The 21,441-nt window shown below is 76.0% G+C and carries 17 protein-coding genes; 11 read left to right on the forward strand and 6 right to left on the reverse strand.

Features of this window, described 5'->3' with window-relative positions:
- Positions 1-24 precede the first annotated feature (24 nt).
- The gene (locus ACFXOZ_RS13480) at positions 25-813 is read right to left on the reverse strand and encodes a M23 family metallopeptidase (RefSeq protein ID WP_375882190.1); all 789 of its coding nucleotides are present in this window, start codon (positions 811-813) and stop codon (positions 25-27) included.
- 338 nt (positions 814-1,151) lie between these two features.
- On the opposite strand from ACFXOZ_RS13480, the gene ACFXOZ_RS13485 reads away from it, so the two are divergent.
- On the forward strand, positions 1,152-1,559 hold the full coding sequence (locus ACFXOZ_RS13485; RefSeq protein WP_375882192.1) for a cobalamin B12-binding domain-containing protein: 408 nt from the start codon (positions 1,152-1,154) through the stop codon (positions 1,557-1,559).
- A gap of 123 nt (positions 1,560-1,682) precedes the next feature.
- Here ACFXOZ_RS13485 and ACFXOZ_RS13490 read toward each other — a convergent pair whose 3' ends face one another.
- Together ACFXOZ_RS13490 and ACFXOZ_RS13495 are read right to left on the reverse strand one after the other, a co-directional pair.
- A complete protein-coding gene (locus ACFXOZ_RS13490) occupies positions 1,683-3,320 on the reverse strand; it encodes a DUF5691 domain-containing protein (protein WP_380590040.1) in 1,638 nt (545 codons plus the stop codon).
- A 65-nt stretch (positions 3,321-3,385) separates the two neighbouring features.
- Positions 3,386-4,699: an SWIM zinc finger family protein gene (locus tag ACFXOZ_RS13495; RefSeq protein ID WP_380590043.1), complete on the reverse strand. Its 1,314-nt coding sequence runs from the start codon at positions 4,697-4,699 to the stop codon at positions 3,386-3,388.
- Between the two features lie 179 nt (positions 4,700-4,878).
- Here ACFXOZ_RS13495 and ACFXOZ_RS13500 point away from each other — a divergent pair, with 179 nt between their 5' ends.
- The 5 genes from ACFXOZ_RS13500 to sucD all read left to right on the forward strand — a co-directional run bounded on the left by ACFXOZ_RS13500 (position 4,879) and on the right by sucD (position 11,990).
- The gene (locus ACFXOZ_RS13500) at positions 4,879-5,961 is read left to right on the forward strand and encodes an AAA family ATPase (RefSeq protein WP_380521189.1); all 1,083 of its coding nucleotides are present in this window, start codon (positions 4,879-4,881) and stop codon (positions 5,959-5,961) included.
- Complete coding sequence (locus ACFXOZ_RS13505; protein ID WP_380590045.1) at positions 5,958-8,342, forward strand: DUF5682 family protein; 2,385 nt, start codon at positions 5,958-5,960, stop codon at positions 8,340-8,342. The genes ACFXOZ_RS13500 and ACFXOZ_RS13505 overlap by 4 nt, the downstream gene beginning before the upstream one ends.
- Positions 8,343-8,384: 42 nt before the next feature.
- Positions 8,385-9,566 carry a VWA domain-containing protein gene (locus ACFXOZ_RS13510; protein ID WP_380590048.1) on the forward strand — a complete coding sequence of 394 codons (1,182 nt, stop codon included), beginning with the start codon at positions 8,385-8,387 and terminating at the stop codon, positions 9,564-9,566.
- A gap of 342 nt (positions 9,567-9,908) precedes the next feature.
- Complete coding sequence (gene sucC, locus ACFXOZ_RS13515) at positions 9,909-11,081, forward strand: ADP-forming succinate--CoA ligase subunit beta (protein WP_375882207.1); 1,173 nt, start codon at positions 9,909-9,911, stop codon at positions 11,079-11,081.
- 18 nt (positions 11,082-11,099) lie between these two features.
- Positions 11,100-11,990 (forward strand): succinate--CoA ligase subunit alpha, encoded by an 891-nt coding sequence (sucD, locus tag ACFXOZ_RS13520; protein ID WP_375882209.1) that lies wholly within the window; start codon positions 11,100-11,102, stop codon positions 11,988-11,990.
- Positions 11,991-12,065: 75 nt separating this feature from the next.
- Here sucD and ACFXOZ_RS13525 read toward each other — a convergent pair whose 3' ends face one another.
- The gene (locus ACFXOZ_RS13525; RefSeq protein ID WP_380590051.1) at positions 12,066-13,898 is read right to left on the reverse strand and encodes a LuxR C-terminal-related transcriptional regulator; all 1,833 of its coding nucleotides are present in this window, start codon (positions 13,896-13,898) and stop codon (positions 12,066-12,068) included.
- Between the two features lie 132 nt (positions 13,899-14,030).
- On the opposite strand from ACFXOZ_RS13525, the gene ACFXOZ_RS13530 reads away from it, so the two are divergent.
- Complete coding sequence (locus ACFXOZ_RS13530) at positions 14,031-15,491, forward strand: DUF6350 family protein (RefSeq protein ID WP_380590054.1); 1,461 nt, start codon at positions 14,031-14,033, stop codon at positions 15,489-15,491.
- Between the two features lie 65 nt (positions 15,492-15,556).
- On the opposite strand, the gene ACFXOZ_RS13535 is transcribed toward ACFXOZ_RS13530, so the two are convergent.
- Entirely contained in the window at positions 15,557-16,240 is a 684-nt protein-coding gene (locus ACFXOZ_RS13535) for a hypothetical protein (RefSeq protein ID WP_380521181.1), read from the reverse strand.
- Positions 16,241-16,618: 378 nt separating this feature from the next.
- Here ACFXOZ_RS13535 and purN point away from each other — a divergent pair, with 378 nt between their 5' ends.
- Together purN and purH are read left to right on the forward strand one after the other, a co-directional pair.
- A complete protein-coding gene (gene purN, locus ACFXOZ_RS13540) occupies positions 16,619-17,278 on the forward strand; it encodes a phosphoribosylglycinamide formyltransferase (protein WP_375882217.1) in 660 nt (219 codons plus the stop codon).
- Positions 17,275-18,852, forward strand: coding sequence for a bifunctional phosphoribosylaminoimidazolecarboxamide formyltransferase/IMP cyclohydrolase (purH, locus tag ACFXOZ_RS13545; protein ID WP_375882220.1), 1,578 nt, complete (start codon positions 17,275-17,277; stop codon positions 18,850-18,852). Before purN ends, purH begins: the two co-directional genes overlap by 4 nt.
- Positions 18,853-18,919: 67 nt before the next feature.
- Here purH and ACFXOZ_RS13550 read toward each other — a convergent pair whose 3' ends face one another.
- Positions 18,920-19,531: a hypothetical protein gene (locus ACFXOZ_RS13550; protein WP_375882223.1), complete on the reverse strand. Its 612-nt coding sequence runs from the start codon at positions 19,529-19,531 to the stop codon at positions 18,920-18,922.
- Positions 19,532-20,003: 472 nt separating this feature from the next.
- Here ACFXOZ_RS13550 and ACFXOZ_RS13555 point away from each other — a divergent pair, with 472 nt between their 5' ends.
- Together ACFXOZ_RS13555 and ACFXOZ_RS13560 are read left to right on the forward strand one after the other, a co-directional pair.
- Positions 20,004-20,858 carry a bifunctional methylenetetrahydrofolate dehydrogenase/methenyltetrahydrofolate cyclohydrolase gene (locus ACFXOZ_RS13555; protein ID WP_375882225.1) on the forward strand — a complete coding sequence of 285 codons (855 nt, stop codon included), beginning with the start codon at positions 20,004-20,006 and terminating at the stop codon, positions 20,856-20,858.
- A 19-nt stretch (positions 20,859-20,877) separates the two neighbouring features.
- Positions 20,878-21,303 carry a DUF3017 domain-containing protein gene (locus tag ACFXOZ_RS13560; RefSeq protein WP_380521176.1) on the forward strand — a complete coding sequence of 142 codons (426 nt, stop codon included), beginning with the start codon at positions 20,878-20,880 and terminating at the stop codon, positions 21,301-21,303.
- Positions 21,304-21,441: the final 138 nt, after the last annotated feature.

A 21,441-nucleotide genomic window follows, 5' to 3' on the forward strand; every position in this document is an offset into this window, starting at 1 on the left:
GGCGTCCGCGGCGGGCCCCGGGGGCTACCTCGGGTCCAGCCCGTTCGCGAGGAACCAGGGCAGCGGGTCGATCGGCCCGCTGTCCTTCGGCCTGATCTCGAAGTGCAGGTGCGGTCCGGTGCTGTTGCCGCTGCTGCCGACGAAGGCGATCACGTCGCCCTGCTTCACCGGCCCCTTGCGGACCTTGTAGCTGCGCAGGTGGCAGTACCAGGCCTCGGTGCCGTCCGGCATCTTCAGCATCGACATGTAGCCGTAGAACGGGTTCCACTGCGTCCGGAGCGTGCCGTCGGTGACGGCGTACACCTCGGAGCCGCCGTCCACCGGGAAGTCGATGCCGGTGTGCCGCCTGGCCCAGTGCTCGCCGGAGGCGCCGAACAGCTCGCCCAGGCCGTGCCGGGCGACCGGCATGACCACCTTGGGCTTGACCGGCTCGGGGGTCGGCTGGGCGGTCGGGGTGGCGGTGGGCGTGCCGTCGCCGGGCTGGGTGCCGGTCAGCGGCCCGCGGGCGTCGCCGCGCGAGGCCTGGTCCTGGTCGGTGTGGGCGAGCGCCTGCCGGGCGCTCTGCGCTGCGGCCGGTCCGGTGGGGGCGTCGGGCGCCGAGGCCTGGGCCGGCGCCCGGTCGGCCTGTTCCTGGACCACCGCCGCGCCCGCCGCCCCGGCGACCCCGAGCGCGGCCACCGAGGGCACCGCGACCCGGAACAGGGCGGCCCGGGTGGCCGCCTTGGCGGCGCCGCGGCGCTGGGCGCGGGACTGCTCGCGGGCGGCGAGGCGCAGCTCCGCACGGGTGGGGCGGGCGGCTGCTTCGGGAGCCATCGGGGGCTGCCTCCTCGGTGGGCCTCGGTCACGTCGTCGGGCGAGGTAAACAGGCGTGACTGTAGCCCCACGGCCGACACCCCGGAAAAACCGCCGGTTGTCAAGGGGGCGCACGGGGGTCCGCGCGGTGTCCGGGGGCCCGTCGACGGGCGTACCCGCTGGTAGCAAGGCCCGGCGCTGTGACTTTGCCCTCCTCTTGGGAGGTGGCTCGGCCAACCGGGGCGGGTGGCGCTAATCTCCCCTCAGGTTGGTTGGTTATCGAGCGTTAACCGCGTCAACCGCACCGTGGGCCCACGAAGCCCGGTCGGATGATGGACGACGAGGTCCAGGAGGCAGTGATGAGTGTGTCGGGGCCGATCCGTGTGGTGGTCGCCAAGCCGGGGCTCGACGGTCACGACCGTGGCGCCAAGGTCATCGCGCGCGCCCTGCGCGACGCCGGTATGGAGGTCATCTACACCGGGCTGCACCAGACCCCCGAGCAGGTGGTCGACACCGCGATCCAGGAGGACGCGGACGGCATCGGGCTGTCGATCCTCTCCGGCGCCCACATGACCCTGTGCGCCCGGGTGCTGGAGCTGTTGAAGGAGCGGGACGCCGAGGACATCAAGGTCTTCTGCGGCGGGATCATCCCGGACGAGGACATCGCCGAGCTCAAGGCGATGGGCATCGCCGACATCTTCACCCCGGGCACCACCACCCGGGACGTGGTCGCCTGGGTCGAGGCCAACCTGCGGACCGCCGGCTGAGCTCCGCCGCGCGCCGAGCGGGCCGGTCCGTCCTGGACCGGCCCGCTCGGGCGTTCCCGGGGCGCGCTCCGGTACGGCCGTGCTGCCCGCCCGGCCGTACCGGCTGCCCGGCCCGCCGGTGCGTCAACCCGGCGTGACCGTCAGTTCGTCGAGCATCGCCGCCCGGAAGCGCAGGGTCCCGGCCAGCCGGGCGAAGGTCTCCGACCAGGCGGAGTCGGGCGGGGCCCCGGCGGCCAGCTCCTCCACCGCGGCGGCCGTCCCGGGGGCGAGCGCGCGCTCCGTCATCCCGAGCACCCCGCTGTGGCTCCACGGGTACGCGCCGGAGGCGGCGGCCCGGGCCAGCGCCGTCACCACGGCGGTGGACAGCGGCGGCGTCCACGGGGTGGCGCAGGCCCCGAGCAGTTGGAAGGCCTCGGCCAGGCCGTGCACCTCGACGAAGGCGGCCGTCCAGGCGGCCCGCTCCTCGGGCGGGAGCACGGCCAGCAGCTTCGCCGGGGCGCCGGTCACCCGCGCGCCCCGGGCCCGCCCGGCGCCCCGGGTCGGCGGGGCGGGGGCCGGGCCGAGCAGGGCGCGGGCCCAGTCGGCGTCGTGCTGGCGTACGGCGGCGCGCGCCCAGGCCTCCCGCAGGTCGTCGGCCCAGCTGCTGCTGGTCTCGTCCAGGCTGTCGCCGACCCGCAGCGCGAGCAGCTGCCCGGGCGTCAGACCGGTGTCGGCCGGCCAGACCGACAGCGGCGCGGCGGCCACCAACTCGCCGAACCACCAGGCACGTTCGCCGCGCCCGGTGGGGGACTTGGGGGCGATGCCGTCGCGCTGCATCCGCTCGTCGCACTCGGTGGGCGGGGTGACCAGCAGGTGGGTGCCGCTGTCGGCGAGCCGGACGGCGGCCCGGGCCCGCTCGGCCATCCGCCGGGCGAGCGCCGAGTCGGGCAGGGTGGAGAGCAGTTCGGCGGCGGTGGCGCGGACGTTCTTGCTGCGGTCGCCCAGGGCGGCCTCCAGGAAGGGCTCGTCGGCGGGGGAGAGGCCGTCCTGGAGGGCGTCCAGGAAGAGCAGCCGGTCCTCGGCGCGCTCGGTGGGCCAGGTGCTGCGCAGCAGCTCCAGTCCGGCGGCCGGGTCGTGGCGGCGCAGCAGGGTCAGGTGGGTGACCCGCTCGGCGAACAGGCCCTCGTGCCACAGCCGGTGGTCGGCCGGGTCCGCCGGGTCGGCCGGGGTGCCCGGGTCCGCCGGTCGCCGGGCCGGCCCGGCGGCGGTGGTGCGCAGCACGAACCGCCAGTCGGGGTTCTGCGCGGCCAGCCAGCGGCCCGGCGGGCCGGCCAGCGCGACGGCGTCGGAGCGCAGTTCGCTGCGGGCCCGGGCGGCGTCGAGCAGTCCGGGGATCAGCGCGGCGGGCGGCCGCAGGCCCGCGGCCCGGGCGGCGGCGAGCCACTGCGGCAGCAGCTCGGCGAGGTTGGCCAGGGTGGCGCCGCCGGTGCCGCCGGTGCGCCCGCCGAGCAGGACGGCCAGCCGGCGGGCGGCGGCCTCGGGCAGTTCGGGGCGGGGGTCCTCGGGGGCGGGCGGCCCGGGCGGCCCGGCGGCCGGTACCGGCAGGGCGCCGGCCCGGCGGCGGACGGTGGCCAGCGCGGCCAGCTCCAGCAGGGCGGTGGCCGGATCGGACGGGTCCACGGCCTCGGCGAGCGGCAGCGCGGTGGGCGGCAGCGGCCGCCGGTCGGTGCCGAGCAGGGCGCTGGTCCGCAGCGGCTCCCACGGGTCCTGGGTGAGGGTCATCGTCGGTTCTCCTGGGACGTCGGGTTCTCCTTGGGGCGCGCCCGGCGGGATCGGCCGGACAGGGCCTAGACGGACGTGAGGCCGACCGGGCGGTGCTCGGCGGTCCAGGCGGTGACCGGGGCGAAACCCTGGTGGCCGTACTCGCCGAAGACCGTCAGCGGGCGGCCGGTGGAGACCGCGGCCAGCCGCCACAGGGCGGCCTCGGGGACGGCCGATGGCCGTACCGGGACGGTGTGGTGGCCGTCCGTCAGGTGCCAGCCGTCCGGGGCGCGGACCGGGACGACCCCGGCGAGCACGGTCGGCCAGCTGTCCAGCCACGGGTCGTCGGCCACCGCGCCGCCGTACCCGGCGACCGCCTCGGCGACGGTGAGCCCGGCGGGCGGGGCGGCCGGGCCCGGCCCGGGGGCGCCGTAGCGGGTGCCGAGCACGGCGCGCAGCGGGCGGGCGCCGGGGTGGTAGGCGAGTTCGGCCTCCAGCAGGTGGCCGGTGGGCAGGGCGAGGTCGGGGGCCCGGCCGGGGCGGCCGAAGGCGAGCAGCAGGGCGGGGCGGCCGGTCTTGGCGCCGCGCAGCCAGACCCGGCGGGTGGTGAGCCGCTCGTCGGTCGCCCCTTCCATCGGCACGGTGCGGCTGCCGAGCACCAGCCAGCGGTCCCGTACGGTCGGGCCGGCGAGCACCTCGGCGGCGTCCAGGGTGTAGCCGACCCGGGCGCGGACGGTGGCGGCCAGCGCGGCCGGCAGCTCGTCGACCCGGGTGGCGGCGGTGGCCAGCAGGTGCAGCATCGCGTACTCCTCCAGCAGCCGGTCCTCCGGCAGGGTGTCCAACTCCCGTACCCGGGCGGCGAGTCCGGGGGCCTGGGCATCGACCATCCGGGCCGCGACCTCCTCCCAGGGGCCGGCCGAGGACTGGTCGGCCAGGCCGTGCCGGATCCGGTCGGCGAGCCGCAGCCGCAGTTCGGCCGCGCCGGCCGCGACCCGGGCGCCGCGCCGCTCGGCCCGGCGGCGGGCGGCCTCCGGGTCGGCCGGGGCGCTCGCGCGCTTCTCGGCCCGTTCCCGCCGGGCCTCCAGCCATTCGGCCGCCCAGTCGGCGGGCTCGCCGGCCGGTACGGCCTCGGGGGCGCCGCTCCACAGCAGGAGGAGTCCGAGCGCGTGCTTGCACGGGAGCTTCCGGCCGGGGCAGCTGCACCGGTAGGCGGGCGTGGCGAGTTCGATCACGGTGCGGTACGGCGTGCGGCCGCCGCCCCGGCACTCGCCCCAGAGGGCGGCGCCGTCGGTGCCCGTGCCGGTCCAGGGCGCGGGCGCGGACAGCTCGCCCGCGGCCTTGCGCGACGTGGCGTCAGGGGCCAGCGACAGGACGTGTTCGGTGCTCCAGCGTTCCTCCATGCGACCGACGGTAGGCGGGGGCACTGACAGTGGCTGACGGCCCGTCCGGCGCCCGTCCGGCGGTTGTCAGTGCCGCGTTGCAAGGTGGTTTCCACAGGCCGGGACGCCGACCTGGCTCCCTCCGTTCACCTCACCACCGGGGCACCCGCGGGCCCGGCGGCCGACCTCAAGGAGCCCCCATGACCGACGTTCTGCGGCAGCACGCCGAGGACGCGTTCGCCGGCGAACTGGCCGCGCTGGCCGCCCAGGACGACCGCCCGCGCCCCGAGCGCTGGAAGCTCTCGCCGTGGGCCGTGGCGACGTACCTGCTCGGCGGCGAGCTGCCGGACGGCACCCGGATCACCCCCAAGTACATCGGTCCGCGCCGGATCGTCGAGGTCGCCGTCACCACCCTGGCGACGGACCGCGCGCTGCTGCTGCTCGGCGTGCCCGGCACCGCGAAGACCTGGGTGTCCGAGCACCTGGCCGCCGCGGTCAGCGGCGACTCCACGCTGCTGGTGCAGGGCACCGCGGGCACCCCCGAGGAGGCCGTCCGGTACGGCTGGAACTACGCCCGGCTGCTGACCCAAGGCCCCAGCCGGGACGCCCTGGTGCCCTCGCCGCTGATGCGGGCGATGGCGGACGGCAAGCTCGCCCGGATCGAGGAGCTCACCCGCATCCCGGCCGACGTGCAGGACGGCCTGATCACCATCCTGTCCGAGAAGACCCTGCCGGTACCGGAGTTGGGCGGCGAGACGCAGGCCGTGCGCGGCTTCAACGTGATCGCCACCGCCAACGACCGGGACCGCGGCGTCAACGAGCTGTCCAGCGCGCTGCGCCGCCGCTTCAACACCGTGGTGCTGCCCCTGCCCGGCTCGCTGGACGAGGAGGTCGACATCGTCACCCGCCGGGTCAACCAGCTCGGCCGCTCCCTCGACCTGCCCGAACTGCCCGGCGGCGCCGAGGAGATCAGGCGCGTGGTGACGGTCTTCCGGGAGCTGCGGGCCGGTCTCACCGTGGACGGCCGGACGAAGGTCAAGACCCCGAGCGGCACCCTCTCCACCGCCGAGGCGATCTCGGTCGTGACCAACGGCCTGGCCCTGGCCACCCACTTCGGCGACGGCGTGCTGCGCGCCGGGGACGTGACGGCCGGCATCCTCGGCGCGGTCGTCCGCGACCCGGTGGCGGACCGGGCGGTGTGGCGCGAGTACGTCGAAGGGGTGGTGCGCGAGCGCGACGGCTGGAAGGACTTCTACCGCGCGGCCCGCGAGGTGACGGCGTGACCTCGGAGGTCGCCCTGCTGGGCATCCGGCACCACGGCCCCGGCTCGGCCCGGGCGGTGGCGGCCGCGCTGGCGCAGTGGCGGCCGGACGCGGTGCTGATCGAGGGCCCGGTGGAGGCCGACGCCGTCGTCCACCTGGCGGCCGGGAAGGACCTGGTGCCGCCGGTCGCCCTGCTCGCCCACGCGGTGGACGACCCGTCGCGGGCCGCGTTCTGGCCGTACGCCGCGTTCTCCCCGGAGTGGGTGGCGATCCGGTACGCGGTGGACCACGGCCTGCCGGTGCACTTCATCGACCTGCCCGCCGGGTACGCCTTCGTACCGGCCGCGGGGGACCGGCCCTGGGACCGGGCGGACGACCCGGCCGAGGAGGGCGGGGAGGCCGCCGAGGAACCGCCCGCGGACCCGCTGGCGCTGCTCGCCGGGGCCGCCGGCCACGACGACCCGGAGCGCTGGTGGGAGGACGTGGTCGAGCACCGCGCCCCCGGCGCGGACGCGCTGGCACCGTTCGCCGCCGTCGCCGAGGCGATGGCGGCGCTGCGCGCCGAGGGCCTCGGCGAGTCCCGCCGGGACGAACTGCGGGAGGCCCACATGCGTCAGCGGATCCGGGCCGCCCGGCGGGCCGGTCACCGCCGGATCGCCGTGGTCTGCGGCGCCTTCCACGTGCCCGCGCTGGCGACCGCGCCCACCGTCGCGCACGACCGGGCCCTGCTCGCCGGGCTGCCGAAGAGGGTGCGGGCGGACATCACCTGGATCCCGTGGACGCACCGCCGGCTCTCCCAGGCCGCCGGCTACGGCGCGGGCGTCCGGTCGCCCGGCTGGTACCACCACCTGTTCAGCACCGAGGGCGACCCGGTGCCGCGCTGGCTCACCCGGGCCGCCGACCTGCTGCGCGCCGAGGACCACCCGGTCTCCTCCGCCCACGTGATCGAGGCGGTCCGGCTCGCCGAGACCCTCGCGGTGCTGCGCGGCCGCCCGCTCGCCGGGCTGACCGAGACCCTGGACGCCGTCCGCGCGGTGCTCTGCGAGGGTTCGGACGTCGCGCTGGAACTCGTCCGGGACCGCCTGGTGGTCGGCGACGCGCTCGGCGAGGTGCCGGACGGCGCACCGGCGGTGCCGCTGCAGCGCGACCTGGCGCGGCTGCAGCGCTCGCTGCGGCTCAGACCGGAGGCCGCGCCCCGGGACCTCGACCTCGACCTGCGCAAGGACACCGACGCGGCCCGCTCCCGGCTGCTGCACCGGCTGCGGCTGCTGGGCGTCGGGTGGGGCGTGCCGGCCCGGTCCCCGGTCCACTCCACCGGCACCTTCCGGGAGAGCTGGCGGCTCTGCTGGCAGCCGGAGTTCGCGGTCCGGATCGCCGAGGCCGCCCAGTGGGGCACCACGGTGGAGCAGGCCGCCGTCGGCAAGGCGGTCGGCACCGCCCGCGCCGCCGTCGAACTCGCCGAGCTGACCGGCCTGGTGGAGACCTGCCTGCTGGCCGGGCTGTCCGGTGCGCTGCCCGCGGTGATGCGGGTGCTGGCGGACTGCGCGGCCCTGGACACCGATGTCGCGCACCTGGCGGCCGCGCTGCCGGCGCTGGTCCGGGCGCTGCGCTACGGCGACGTGCGCGGCACCGACCACGGCGCGCTGGCCGGGGCCGCGGCCGGGCTGGCCGAGCGGGTCTGCGTCGGGCTGCCACCCGCCTGCGTCGGCCTGGACGCGGACGGGGCGGCGGCGATGCGGGCCCGGATCGACGAGGTGCACGGCGCGATCGCCCTGCTCGGCCCGGGCCCGGCCGCCGCCGGCCCCGCCGCTGCCGGTACCGCTGCTGCCGCCGATGCCGCCGGGGCCCCCGACGGACTGCCCGACGGACTGCCCGAGCGCTGGGCCACCGCCCTGCGCTCGCTGGCCCGCCGCGAGCCCGCCGCTTCCCCGGCCACCGGCGTCCCCGGCCTGCTGCGCGGCCGCGCCGTCCGGCTGCTGCTCGACGACGGCCGGTTGGACGCGGAGGAGGTCGGCCGACGGCTCCGGCTGGTGCTGTCGACGGCCAACGCCCCGGCCGACGCGGCCGGTTGGGTCGAGGGCTTCCTCGCCGGCGGCGGCGCCCTGCTGCTGCACGACCCCCGGCTGCTCGCCCTGCTGGACGAGTGGCTCTGCGGGGTCGGCGGCGAGGTGTTCACCGATGTCCTGCCACTGCTGCGGCGCACCTTCGCCGGGCTGGAGGCGGGCGTGCGCACCACCATCGGCGCCCGGGTCGCGGCCGGTCCGCTGGACGCCGCCCCGGCGGCGCCCGGGACCGGCGACGCACTGGACCCGGACCGCGCCGACGCGGCCGTCCCGGTGCTGGCCGTCCTGCTCGGCGTCCGCCCGCGGATCCCCCGCCAGCCCGCCGGCCGCGACACCTGACCCCGCCCGCCCCCGACCCGCCCGCCGCACCAGGAGGACCCGATGGCAGCGACCCCGACCGACGAACGGCTGCGCCGCTGGCGCCTGGTGCTCGGCGGCGCGGCCGACGGGACCGGCTGCACCCTGCGCGGTCGCGACGCCGCGATGGACGGCGCCCTCGCCGCGCTCTACCGGGGTGCGCCGGAGGAGGGCGGCAGGCCGCCCCGGGGCGGCCGCCGCGCGGCCGGGCTGGGCGGTTCGGCCCCGCAGGTGGCCCGCTGGCTGGGCGACATCCGGGAGTACTTCCCGTCCACCGTCGTCCAGCTGATGCAGCAGGACGCGATCACCCGGCTCGGCCTGGACCGGCTGCTGCTGGAGCCGGAGATGCTGGAGGCCGTCGAGCCGGACGTGCACCTGGTCGGCACCCTGCTGTCGCTCCGGCACGCGCTGCCCGAGACCACCCGGGAGACCGCCCGGGCCGTGGTCGGCAAGGTGGTCGCCGACCTGGAGCGCCGACTGGCGGACCGGACCAGGACCACCCTGGGCGGAGCCCTGGACCGCAGCGCCCGGGTGAACCGGCCGCGCCACCGGGACATCGACTGGGACCGGACGATCCGGGCCAACCTGAGGAACTACCTGCCCGAGCACGGCACCGTCGTGCCCGAGCGGCTGGTCGGCCACGCCCGGGCCCGGCGGGCGGTGAGGAAGGACGTCATCCTCTGCGTCGACCAGTCCGGCTCGATGGCGCCGTCCGTCGTCCACGCCGCGGTGTTCGGCGCGGTGCTCGCCTCGATGCCCAGCCTGGACACCCGGCTGGTCGTCTTCGACACCTCGGTGGTCGACCTCACCGAGCAGCTGACCGACCCGGTGGACGTCCTGTTCGCCACCCGGCTCGGCGGCGGCACCGACATCGACCGGGCCCTCGCCTACTGCCAGTCGAGGATCACCCGGCCGTCGGAGACCGTCGTGGTGCTGATCAGCGACCTGTACGAGGGCGGTGTCCGGGACGGCATGCTGCGGCGGGTCGCCGCGATGAAGGCGGCGGGCGTCCAGTTCGTCGCGCTGCTCGCGCTGTCCGACGAGGGCGCCCCCGCGTACGACCACGCCCACGCCGCCGCCCTGGCCGCGCTCGGCGCCCCGGCCTTCGCCTGCACCCCGGACGCCTTCCCCGGGATCATGGCGGCGGCGATCGAGAAGCGTCCGATCCCGCAGCACCCGACGGGGGCGGCCGACGGGGAGCCCTGACCGGGAGCCCCTGACCGGGAGCTTTGACCGGGGGGTGACGACTTCACTCGAACGTGTGAATCACTCGATCGGTGGACCGCGGGTGCCGTCGACGGCCGGAGGCCGATCTGTGACGGTTCTCACCCATGGCGGACAGGCCCCGGGCGGAACAGTCCCGTCCCACGGGGATAACCTGCCAGACGGACGTGACGCGCGTGTTGATTGACGTGTGCGCCCGTGGCTGTGTGGGCCGCAAGGCCGTACCTCTGCGTACCCGCACCGCTTCGACGACCCGCAGCGAAGATCCTGCCGTGGCACGCTCGTAGAGACACAATCCGCGACCACGAACAAGGACGAACACACGTGGACCTGTTCGAGTACCAGGCGAGGGACCTCTTCGCCAAGCACGGCGTGCCCGTGCTTGACGGTGATGTCATCGAGACCCCCGAAGCCGCTCGCGCCATCGCCGAGCGCTTCGGCGGACGCGCCGTCGTCAAGGCTCAGGTGAAGGTCGGCGGCCGTGGCAAGGCCGGTGGCGTGAAGCTCGCCGCCGACCCGGCCGACGCCGTCGCCAAGGCCGAGGCGATCCTCGGTATGGACATCAAGGGCCACACCGTTCACAAGGTGATGCTGGCCCAGACCGCGGACATCAAGGACGAGTACTACGTCTCGTTCCTGCTGGACCGCACCAACCGCACCTTCCTGGCCATGGCCAGCGTCGAGGGCGGCGTGGAGATCGAGGTCGTCGCCGAGCAGAACCCCGAGGCGCTCGCCAAGATCCCGGTCGACGCCAACGAGGGCTGCACCCCGGAGAAGGCCGCCGAGATCGTCGCCGCGGCGAAGTTCCCGGCCGAGGTCGCCGACCAGGTCGCCGACGTCCTGCAGAAGCTGTGGACCGTCTTCATCAAGGAGGACGCCCTCCTCGTCGAGGTCAACCCGCTGATCAAGTCCGGCGACGGCAAGATCATCGCGCTCGACGGCAAGGTCTCCCTGGACGAGAACGCCGAGTTCCGTCAGCCCGAGCACGAGGCGCTCGAGGACAAGGCCGCGGCCAACCCGCTGGAGGCCGCTGCCAAGGCCAAGGGCCTGAACTACGTCAAGCTCGACGGCCAGGTCGGCATCATCGGCAACGGCGCGGGCCTCGTCATGAGCACCCTCGACGTGGTCGCCTACGCCGGTGAGAACCACGGCGGCGTCAAGCCCGCCAACTTCCTGGACATCGGTGGCGGCGCCTCCGCCGAGGTCATGGCGAACGGCCTGGAGATCATCCTGGGCGACCCCGACGTCAAGTCGGTCTTCGTCAACGTCTTCGGTGGCATCACCGCCTGTGACGCGGTCGCCAACGGCATCGTGCAGGCCCTCGCGCTCCTGGAGAGCAAGGGCGAGAACGTCACCAAGCCGCTGGTCGTCCGCCTGGACGGCAACAACGCGGAGCTGGGTCGCAAGATCCTCGACGACGCCAACCACCCGCTGGTCCAGCGCGTGGACACCATGGACGGCGCCGCTGACCGCGCCGCCGAGCTGGCCAACAAGTAAGGAAGGGGACTTAACACCATGGCTATCTTCCTTACCAAGGACAGCAAGGTCATCGTCCAGGGCATGACCGGCGCCGAGGGCATGAAGCACACCCGCCGCATGCTCGCCTCCGGCACCCAGATCGTCGGCGGTGTCAACCCGCGCAAGGCCGGCACCACGGTCGACGTCGACGGCACCGAGATCCCGGTCTTCGGCTCCGTCGCCGAGGCCATGAAGGAGACCGGCGCCGACGTCTCCGTCCTCTTCGTGCCGCCGGCCTTCACCAAGGCCGCCGTCATCGAGGCCATCGACGCCGAGATCGGCCTGGCCGTCGTCATCACCGAGGGCGTTCCGGTGCACGACACCGCCGCCTTCTGGGCGCACGCCGGTTCGAAGGGCAACAAGACCCGGATCATCGGCCCGAACTGCCCCGGCCTGATCAGCCCCGGACAGTCGAACGCCGGCATCATCCCGGCCGACATCACCACCTCCGGCAAGATCGGTCTGGTCTCGAAGTCGGGCACCCTGACCTACCAGCTCATGTACGAGCTGCGCGACATCGGCTTCTCCTCGGCCGTGGGCATCGGCGGTGACCCGGTCATCGGGACCACCCACATCGACGCCCTCAAGGCCTTCCAGGAGGACCCGGAGACCGAGATCATCGTCATGATCGGTGAGATCGGTGGCGACGCCGAGGAGCGTGCCGCGGCCTACATCGCCGAGCACGTCACCAAGCCGGTCGTCGGCTACGTCGCGGGCTTCACCGCCCCCGAGGGCAAGACCATGGGCCACGCCGGCGCCATCGTCTCGGGCTCCTCGGGCACCGCCCAGGCGAAGAAGGAGGCCCTCGAGGCCGCCGGTGTCAAGGTCGGCAAGACGCCGTCCGAGACCGCCCGCCTGGCCCGCGAGATCATCGCCGCCAAGGGCTGATCCCGGTCACCCGCGCGCCGAGCGCCCCCGCCCCTGTGGGCGGGGGCGCTCGCCGTTCCCGGTGCCGTCGGCGCGTCAGTGCCCCGGACCGGTGGCGCAGGGCAGCGGCGACCAGGTCGGGCACACCGCCGGGTCCTGCTGCGGCGGCGGGGCCACGCCCCGGGCCGCGGCCGGCAGCTCCCAGCGCGCGACCGCCTGGGCCTGCGGCTCCGCCACCACCGCCTCCAGCCCCGGCGTCGGACTGCACCACAGGCTGGTGATGCCGTTCGGCGCCCCGCCCGGCAGCAGCGGCACGCCCGGGGCCTCCACCTCCGCCGTCGGGGCCGGCACGCAGAGCGCGGGGACCGGCTGCTCCGGCCGGTGGAACAGCGCCGCCGGACGCAGCCCGGAGAGCGTCGCCACCGTCGCCCCGCCCACGGCCACCGTCAGCAGCACCGCCGCGCCCGTCCGGGCGGCCGTGCCCATCCGGTGCTTGGCCCGCAGCACCGGCACCGGCGCCCGGTGCGGCTCCGGGCAGCCCCGCACCGCCGCCCGGTGAAGCAGCCCGCTCAGCCCGTCCGCGAACCCCGGCGCCGCCGGGTCCGGCCCCACCAGCTCCGGCACCCACTGCGCCAGCGCCGCCCGCGCCGCCCACACCCGCCCCTCGGCGGCCGCCCGGGTCGACTCCACCTCCACCGCGACCGCCGCCGCCGGCAGCCCCAGCCCGTCGTGCAGCACCAGCGCCCGCCGCTGCGGCCGGGACAGCCGCCGCAGGGCCTTCAACAGCGCCTTGTCCCGGTCGGTCAGCCGGTCGTGGTCCGGCAGCACCGACTGGGCCTCGTCGGCCGGCCGGACCCGGATCCGCCGGTGCGGCAGCGTCCACGCGTGCACCCGCCGGGGGCCGCCGCGCCGCCACGGCGACAGCGCCAGCTCGCAGGCCCGCACCCGCACCCAGCCCTCCGGATCGCCCGAGCCGACCACCCCGCCCCAGTCCTGCCGGGCCTCCCCGAACGCCCGCCGCACGCAGTGCACCGCGCGGTGTCGGCAGGCGGTCAGCAGGAACACCTGCTGCACCAGCCGGGTGTGCGCGGCCTCGTACAGCTCCTCGAAGCTCTCCGTCAGGTCCCGTCCGTGGCCCGCCTCGCTGAGGGCCGCGCTGATCCGTTCACGGGAGTCGGCGGCGTCGCGCCCGCCGGGGGCGGAACCGGAACCGGAACCGGGACCGGCCACGGACGCGGCCGCGGGCCGGGCGGCCGCAGGTGGCTGGGGAGCGGCCGGGCCCGGGGCGGCGGTCGGGGCGGTGACCGCGGCGGCGGTGGGGGCGGTGGGGGTGCCCGGCTTGCGCCCGGCCCCCTGTGGGCCGCGCGTGCCGTCCGCGGGACGACGGCGCCGACCCTCGGGCTTGCCCGGGGCGGGCCCGGGGCGCGCGGACGGGCCCTGCGGCTGGCCCTGGTGCTGGCCGGACTGCTGGCCCGGCCCGGAGGCCGCCGGGGTGCCGGGCTCGCCGTGCGCCGTCGACCGGCCGGGGCCGGTGCCGGGTCCGCTGCCGACGCCGGGGGAGCGGTGGCGGCGGTCGCTGTCGGTGCCGGGCTTCCCGCCGGTCGGGGTGGTCTTGGTCATGCCGCTGCGTTCTCCCGGGGCAGTGGGGGCCACTCGCGTACGGTCGGTGCCGGTGGGGGCGGCCGGGGGGCGCCGGCCCGGGCCGGTCGGGGGTGCGGTCCTGAGCAGGGCGATCGCGGCGGCTTCGGTGGGGCAGCCGAGTTTGCGCATGGCCCGGTGCAGATAACTGCGGGCGGTCGCGGTGGTGACGCCGAGTGCGGCGGCGGTGTGATCGAGGCCGTGTCCGGCGGCCAGGTGGGTGAGGGCCTGGGCCTCACGGGGGGTCAGCTTCCGCAGGGGATCGGTGGCACGGGCGGGTGGCGTGGTCATCAGACGCTCCGGGCCGGGGCGGCGGCGGCTTGGGGGCAGGGTCTGAAAAGGCGCATAAGACAATAATCTGGGACACGGCGGCGGTTTGCCGGTTCACGGAGCATGGCGAGTCGCCTTGGCACCATGAGGCGCATGACGCAGCTGATGGGCCGTCCGCTCCTGGAAGTGCCCGGCGAATTGGGTGGACGCCCGGCGCTGGCCGACCTGTTGGCGGGGGTGCGGACGGCGCTGGTCGGTCTCGCGGTGGTCGGGGTGCCGGTCCTCGGGCTCTGGGTGGCGACGCCGTACGCGGACTCCGATGCGGCCGGTGCCACCCGGTTGGCGGGTGCGCTCTGGCTGCTCGGGCACGGCGCGCCGGTCCTGCGCGGCGGCGCGGACGCCCCGCTGACGGTCACTCCGCTGCTGCTCGGGGCCCTGGCCGTGGTGCGGCTGTACCGGGCGGGGGCCGGGGTGGCGGCACGGCGGGGGCTGCGCTCGCGCTGGGGCGGCCCGCTGGCGCTCTGGGCGGGGTACTGCGCGGTGGCGGTCGTGGTGGCGCTGCACAGCGCGGGCGCCGGGCTGTTCCGCAGCCGGGTGCTGCCGGACCTGCTGGTGGTGGGCCTGGTGGCCGGGCTGGCGACGGCGGCGGGCGCACGGTCCGGCGGAGCCGCCGGGACGGAGGGGGCCGGGGGCGCGGCGCGGATCCATGCCGAGGCGCTGTTCGACCGGCTCCCGCCGGGCTGGCGGCCGACCGGGGGCACGCCCGCGGTGTGCCGGGCGGCGGGTGCGGCCGCGGCGGGGCTGCTCGCGGCGGGCGGGCTGCTGGTGGCGGTGGCGGCGGTGCTGGACGCGGTGGCCGGGGGCGGGCGCGGGATGGCGCTGCTCGGCGGCGGGCCCGCCGCGCTGGTCGGGCTGCTGCTGGTCACCGTGGTGCTGCTGCCGAACGCGGTGCTGTGGGGCGCCGCTTACGCGCTGGGCCCGGGCTTCGAGGTCGGCGCCGGGTCGCTGGTGTCGCCGGGCGGGACGGAACTCGGTGCGGTGCCGGAGTTCCCGCTGTTCGCCCTGCTGCCCCAGGAGGGCCCGGGCGGCTGGCGGCTGGCCGCGCTGCTGCTCCCGCTGTTGGCGGGGCTGGTGCCCGCGCTCCTGCTGGGCCGGGCGGCTGTGGGCCGGCCCTCCCCGGCGGGCGGGGGCGGACCGTGGCCGCCCGCGGCGACGGCGACGGCGGCCCTGGCGGCCGCGCTGCTGCTCGGCACCGGGGCGACGGTGCTGGGCTGGCTGTCCGGCGGGGCGCTGGCGGCCGAGCGGATGGCCCGGCTCGGGCCGGTGCCGTGGTGGACGGGCCTGGCGGCGGCGGGCTGGCTCGCCCTGGTGGCGGTGCCGGGCGCCCTGCTGGTGCGGTACCGCGCGCTCGGCCCCGCCCCGGCCGAGGACCCGGCCGAGGCACTGGACGACGACCTGGCCGGGGCTCCGGCCGGGGACCTGGCCCGGGCCCCGGCGTCCGTCGCGGGCGCCTACGCCCGGCTCGCGACCCGGACGCGCGGGAGCGCGCTGCGGCTGCGCGCCGGTGCCCACGCCCTCGTGCTGAGGCTGTCCGGCCGGCGCCCCGCCGACTGACCCCGGTCGGGCCGGCCGTTCGGCGTTCCCGCTCCTGGGCGTTCCCGCTACTCGGCGCGTTCCCGCTACTCGGCGTTCCCGCTGAAGTCCACGTACCACTGCGGCGCGTACCGGTCGCAGTTCTCGGCGCCGACGTTGGTGAGCGAGTCCCGCACGCAGGTGACGTAGTCCCGGTAGTGGACGCTCAGCCCGATCACCGAGGTGGCGACCATGACGGTCATCGCGCCGGTGAGGATCCCGGCGAGCGCGGCCGGGGTGAGCGGGTTCGGCGCCGGGGCACCGACGGGGCCGGTCTGACCGTACGGGCCGGCCTGGCCGTAGGCCCCGGCCGGTGCCGCCGCGGGAGCCGGGGCGGTCGCGGTCCGCCCGGCCCGGAGCGCGCCGACGCCCCAGACGATGCCGAGCACGCCGGCCAGCAGGGCGATCCAGTGGAAGCCGGTGAACAGGCAGACCAGCGCGAACGGTCCGGCCAGCGCGGCGTTGCGCGCCTTGCGGTGGGCCGGGTTCGCCAGGTCGAGCCGGGGCGGCTGCGGACCCTGGGGGCGACGGCCGGGCCCGCCCTCGCCGGGGCCCGGTCCCCACTGCTGGGGGTGCGGCGGGCGGTCGCCGCCGGGACCGCCGGCCTGGCCGCCGTCGCCCTCCGGACCCTGGCCGGGCCAGGGGCTGCGCGGCCGCCACGGCTGGTCCGGGGCGTCCGCGGGCGGCGGCGCGAAGGGGTTGCGCTCGTCGGTGTCGTCGCCGCTGCTCATGGGTTCAGCCGTTCCTTCTCGGTCGGGGCTCGTGCGGAGGGTCGCGCTCGGGGGCGGTCTCCTCCGCCCCAATGATCCCGCAAGCGTTCGAGGGCCCGTCGGGGGCCTGCCCGTACCGGGGCCGGTCGCCCGCAACTCCGGTGCGGAGGGCCCGAGGAGATCCCCGTCTCAACTACGCGCGTAGCGCCGGAGGGAGGGTGCAGGGGGCCTCCGACCAGCCGTTATCGTGGTGACGGTCAGCAGCTCCCACGGGTTCCCCCGGTCCCGCGTCGCGGCGGGTTCTCCTGGTGTTCCCCCTCGCTCGACCTGCCGTTCGTAGTGGCCCCACCGCCGGTGGACGTACCAGCGGGCGGCGCCCGACCTACGGAGAATCGCGCAGTGGCCGCCGCCCCCGCCCAGCTCTTCCCGCCCCGTACGCCCGGACCGGCCCGCCTGGTGGTGCTGGTCTCCGGCTCCGGCACCAACCTCCAGGCCCTGATCGACGCCGCCGCCGACCCGGCGTACGGCGCCGGGATCGTGGCCGTGGGCGCGGACCGGGACGGGATCGCCGGCCTGGAGCGTGCCGAGCGGGCGGGCCTGCCGACCTTCGTCCACCGGGTGAAGGACTTCGCGGACCGGGCCGACTGGGACCGCGCGCTGACCGCCTCCGTCGCCGCCCACCAGCCCGACCTGGTGGTCACGGCCGGCTTCATGAAGATCCTCGGCCCCGAGTTCATCGCGGCCTTCGCGGGGCGGATCGTCAACACCCACCCCGCACTGCTGCCGTCCTTCCCCGGCGCCCACGGCGTCACCGACGCGCTCGCGTACGGGGTGAGGGTCACCGGCTGCACCGTCCACCTGGTCGACGCCGGAGTGGACACCGGGCCGATCATCGCGCAGGGCGTCGTCGAGGTGCTCGACGCCGACCACGCCGATGGCGGCGACGCGCTGCACGAGCGCATCAAGACTGTCGAGCGCAAGCTGCTCGTCGACGTCGTGGGCCGGCTGGCCCGCGAAGGTCACCGCATCGAGGACCGAAAGGTATGGATCCCGGCATGAGCGCGAGCTCCACCACGCCCCCCGTTTCGGAGAACATCCGTCCGATCCGTCGCGCGCTGATCAGCGTGTACGACAAGACCGGTCTGGAGGAGCTGGCCCAGGGCCTGCACGCCGCCGGGGTCGCCATCGTCTCCACCGGCTCCACCGCCGGCCGGATCGCCGCCGCCGGCGTCCCGGTGACGGAGGTCTCCGAGCTGACCGGCTTCCCGGAGTGCCTGGACGGGCGCGTGAAGACGCTGCACCCGCGCGTGCACGCCGGCGTGCTCGCCGACCTGCGCCTGGAGTCGCACCGCGCGCAGCTGGCCGAGCTCGGTGTCGAGCCCTTCGACCTGGTCGTGGTGAACCTCTACCCGTTCAAGGCCACCGTCGCCTCGGGCGCCACCCCGGACGAGTGCGTCGAGCAGATCGACATCGGCGGCCCGAGCATGGTCCGCGCCGCCGCCAAGAACCACCCGTCGGTGGCCGTCGTGGTCGACCCGGCCCGCTACGCCGACGTGCTGACCGCCGTCCGCGAGGGCGGCTTCGACCTGGCCACCCGCAAGCGCCTGGCCGGTGCCGCGTTCGCCCACACCGCCGCCTACGACGTGGCCGTCGCCTCCTGGTTCGAGGCCGGCTACGCCCCCAGCGACGAGCGGTTCCCCGAGTTCCTGGGCGCCACCTGGGAGCGCCAGAACGTGCTCCGCTACGGCGAGAACCCGCACCAGGGCGCCGCGCTGTACAGCGACGGCACCGGCGGCCTGGCCGGTGCCCAGCAGCTGCACGGCAAGGAGATGTCGTACAACAACTACGTCGACACCGACGCCGCCCGCCGCGCCGCGTACGACCACGCCGAGCCGGCCGTCGCGATCATCAAGCACGCCAACCCGTGCGGCATCGCGACCGGCGCCGACGTCGCCGAGGCGCACCGCAAGGCGCACGAGTGCGACCCGGTCTCCGCGTACGGCGGCGTGATCGCGGTCAACCGCCCGGTCACCGTCGAGCTGGCCGAGCAGATCGCCCCGATCTTCACCGAGGTCGTGGTGGCCCCCGGGTACGAGGACGGCGCGGTCGAGGTGCTGGCCCGGAAGAAGAACCTGCGGGTGCTGGTCGCCCCCGGGGCCCCGGCCAACCACCAGGAGGTCCGCCCGATCTCCGGCGGCGTGCTGCTCCAGGACGCGGACCGGGTGCAGGCCGAGGGCGACGACCCGGCGAACTGGACGCTGGCCGCCGGCGAGGCGCTGTCCGCGGCCGAGCTGGCCGAGCTGGCCTTCGCCTGGCGGGCCTGCCGGGCCGTCAAGTCCAACGCGATCCTGCTGGCCAAGGACGGCGCCTCGGTCGGCGTCGGCATGGGCCAGGTCAACCGGGTCGACTCCTGCAAGCTCGCGGTCGAGCGGGCCGGCGAGCGGGCCAAGGGCTCGTACGCCGCCTCGGACGCCTTCTTCCCGTTCCCGGACGGCCCGGAGATCCTGATCGCCGCCGGTGTCCGGGCGATCGTCCAGCCGGGCGGTTCGATCCGTGACGAGCAGGTCGTCGAGGCGGCCCGGGAGGCCGGCGTGACGATGTACTTCACCGGCGCCCGCCACTTCTTCCACTGAGCGGCACGAAGCGGCCCGGTCCCTCGGTCGAGGGGCCGGGCCGCTTCGTCGTGGTCGTGCCGTGTGCTCAGTAGCGCGGCCGGTTGAACCAGCCGGAGCCCTCCTGGGTGCACATGGCGGTGATCCAGATGATGCTGATGGCCAGCCACAGACCGGCCATCACATAGCCGATGGCGGTGCCGGCGCTGACGGCGCCCGCCAGGATCAGCAGGCCGACCAGGCTGCCGAGCGAGCCGTACACGATGGTGGTGATCCGGACGTTGTTGCCGCCCTTGCCGAACTTGGCGCCCAGCGTGATGGAGAGCGCGGCGAACAGCGCGAACAGGACCGCGACGACGATCAGGATGCCGGCGGCGGCGTCGCCCAGCGCGGTGAACGGGTTGTCGCTGGTGGTCGCCTTGGCCGTGTTGGTGACGTCCTTGGCGGCGGCGCCTATGAGCAGGTAGACCAGCGCGAGGATCGCCTGCACACCGCCCACGATGAACAGCAGCACCCGGGCGGTCGTCACCAGGCCCGGCATGGACTGCGGCACGGCCGGCGCGTAGCCGTAACCGGGGGCCGCCTGGGGCGGGTAGCCGTAGCCCGGCGCGGGCTGCGGCGGGGCCTGCTGCGGGTAGCCGTAGCCCGGCGCGGGCGGCTGCTGGCCGTACGGGTTGTTCGGGTCGGGCGGGTAACTCATGGATGCCTCCGGGCAGTTGCGGGAACGCGGGGACGGGACGGCGGAGGGCCCGGTTGCGGCCGGCGAGTCGGGTCGCCGACGGAACGGGACGGTATCGGAGCGCGGTGACAGCCCGGCGGCGGTGACGGGCGCGGCCGGCTCAGTGCTGTGACGGGCCAGTGATCGAACGCGAGGACGGGCACGGCGCGGTGAGGGCGCCGTGGCGGTCTGGCTGCGCGGTGTGCTGTGGTCGGATCACTGGCTCTTTCCCCCGGGTACGCCCTGCTGCGGGACCGTCGGCCCGTCACCGGGCCCGGTCGCGGCAGGGGATGCCCGCATATCGTCAACCGGACGGCAGCGCGCTGTCCAGCCGGTTGTGGGCGTGGTGCGGAGACTGTGGCGCAACCGCAACGTGGTGCGGGCCTTCCGTGCCCGTCCGGTCGCCGGGGCGGCCCCGGTACGGGAGGCGGCCGCGATCCGGGAGAATGGGGTCATGACTGCCCAGATTCTCGATGGCAAGGCCACCGCCGCCGCGATCAAGTCCGAACTCGCCGCCCGCGTGGCGGCCCTCAAGGCGAAGGGCGTCACGCCCGGCCTCGGCACCGTCCTGGTCGGCGACGACCCGGGCAGCCGCTGGTACGTCAACGGCAAGCACAAGGACTGCGCCGAGGTCGGCATCGCCTCGATCCAGCGCGAGCTGCCCGCCACCGCCACCCAGCAGGACGTCGAGGACGTCGTCCGCGAGCTCAACGCCGACCCGACCTGCACCGGCTACATCGTCCAGCTGCCGCTGCCCAAGGGCCTGGACCAGAACCCGGTCCTGGAGCTGATGGACCCGGACAAGGACGCCGACGGCCTGCACCCGACCTCGCTCGGCCGGCTGGCCCTGGGCATCGAGGGCCCGCTGCCCTGCACCCCGCTGGGCATCGTCGAGCTGCTGCGCCGGCACGAGGTCGAGATCGACGGCGCCGAGGTCGTCGTGGTCGGCCGCGGCGTCACCGTCGGCCGCTCGATCGGCCTGCTGCTGACCCGCCGCAGCGAGAACGCCACCGTGACCCTGTGCCACACCGGCACCCGGGACCTCGGCGCGCACCTGCGCAAGGCCGACATCATCGTGGCCGCCGCGGGCGTGCCGCACCTGGTCAAGCCGGAGGACGTCAAGGCGGGCGCCGCGGTGCTGGACGTCGGCGTCAGCCGCAGCGAGGGCAAGATCGTCGGCGACGTGCACCCGGGGGTGGCCGAGGTGGCCGGCTGGATCTCCCCGAACCCCGGCGGCGTGGGCCCGATGACCCGCGCGATGCTGCTCAACAACATCGTCGAGGCGGCCGAGCGCCGCGCCGGCGTCTGACCCCCGAGGGACGGCGAGCATGACTGAACCGCGTCCGGCGCGGTCCCGGCAACGGCCGGTCAAGACCACCGGCACCCTGCCGCCCGAGGGGGCCGCCCCGGCCCTCGGGCGCGACCACGCCCTGCCGGTCCGGCAGTGGCCGATAACGCTGGTCCTGTCGGTGGTCGGCGCCGGCCTCGCGGTCACCTGGCTCGCCGACTTCAAGGACGGCTTCAAGTACGGGCTGCTGATCCTCGGCACCGGCGTGCTGCTCGGCGCGGTGCTGCGGCTGGTGCTGCCCGAGGTCGGGATGCTGGCCGTGCGCAGCCGCTTCACCGACGTGATCGTGCTGGCCTTCCTGGGCGCCTCGATCGTGCTGCTGACCCTGGTCGCGCAGCCGAACCCGTGGCTGGAGATCCCGCTGCTGGACAACATCGGCCAGCTGATCGGCCGGCCCAAGCGCTGAGCCGCGGCCCGGCGGCGCCGAGCAGCGGTAGGGCGCCGAGCGCCGCGGCCCCGTCCGGGACTCCCGGACGGGGCCGCGGCGCGTTCCGGGCCCTCCCGGGCGGAGCCCGCTGTGACGCATCAGCCACGCCCGCACACC

The sequence above is a fragment of the Kitasatospora sp. NPDC059160 genome (assembly GCF_042755465.1).
In the GTDB taxonomy this organism is placed as follows: domain Bacteria; phylum Actinomycetota; class Actinomycetes; order Streptomycetales; family Streptomycetaceae; genus Kitasatospora.

Coding starts and splice junctions, on each gene's coding strand:
- ACFXOZ_RS13495 (WP_380590043.1), bottom strand. CDS start 4,699: ATGGAGGAACGCTGGAGCACCGAACACGTCCTGTCGCTGGCCCCTGAC.
- ACFXOZ_RS13535 (WP_380521181.1), bottom strand. CDS start 16,240: ATGAGCAGCGGCGACGACACCGACGAGCGCAACCCCTTCGCGCCGCCG.
- ACFXOZ_RS13500 (WP_380521189.1), top strand. CDS start 4,879: ATGACCGACGTTCTGCGGCAGCACGCCGAGGACGCGTTCGCCGGCGAA.
- ACFXOZ_RS13510 (WP_380590048.1), top strand. CDS start 8,385: ATGGCAGCGACCCCGACCGACGAACGGCTGCGCCGCTGGCGCCTGGTG.
- ACFXOZ_RS13530 (WP_380590054.1), top strand. CDS start 14,031: ATGACGCAGCTGATGGGCCGTCCGCTCCTGGAAGTGCCCGGCGAATTG.
- purH (WP_375882220.1), top strand. CDS start 17,275: ATGAGCGCGAGCTCCACCACGCCCCCCGTTTCGGAGAACATCCGTCCG.
- ACFXOZ_RS13525 (WP_380590051.1), bottom strand. CDS start 13,898: ATGACCACGCCACCCGCCCGTGCCACCGATCCCCTGCGGAAGCTGACC.
- ACFXOZ_RS13555 (WP_375882225.1), top strand. CDS start 20,004: ATGACTGCCCAGATTCTCGATGGCAAGGCCACCGCCGCCGCGATCAAG.
- sucD (WP_375882209.1), top strand. CDS start 11,100: ATGGCTATCTTCCTTACCAAGGACAGCAAGGTCATCGTCCAGGGCATG.
- ACFXOZ_RS13560 (WP_380521176.1), top strand. CDS start 20,878: ATGACTGAACCGCGTCCGGCGCGGTCCCGGCAACGGCCGGTCAAGACC.
- ACFXOZ_RS13490 (WP_380590040.1), bottom strand. CDS start 3,320: ATGACCCTCACCCAGGACCCGTGGGAGCCGCTGCGGACCAGCGCCCTG.
- ACFXOZ_RS13480 (WP_375882190.1), bottom strand. CDS start 813: ATGGCTCCCGAAGCAGCCGCCCGCCCCACCCGTGCGGAGCTGCGCCTC.
- ACFXOZ_RS13550 (WP_375882223.1), bottom strand. CDS start 19,531: ATGAGTTACCCGCCCGACCCGAACAACCCGTACGGCCAGCAGCCGCCC.
- ACFXOZ_RS13485 (WP_375882192.1), top strand. CDS start 1,152: ATGAGTGTGTCGGGGCCGATCCGTGTGGTGGTCGCCAAGCCGGGGCTC.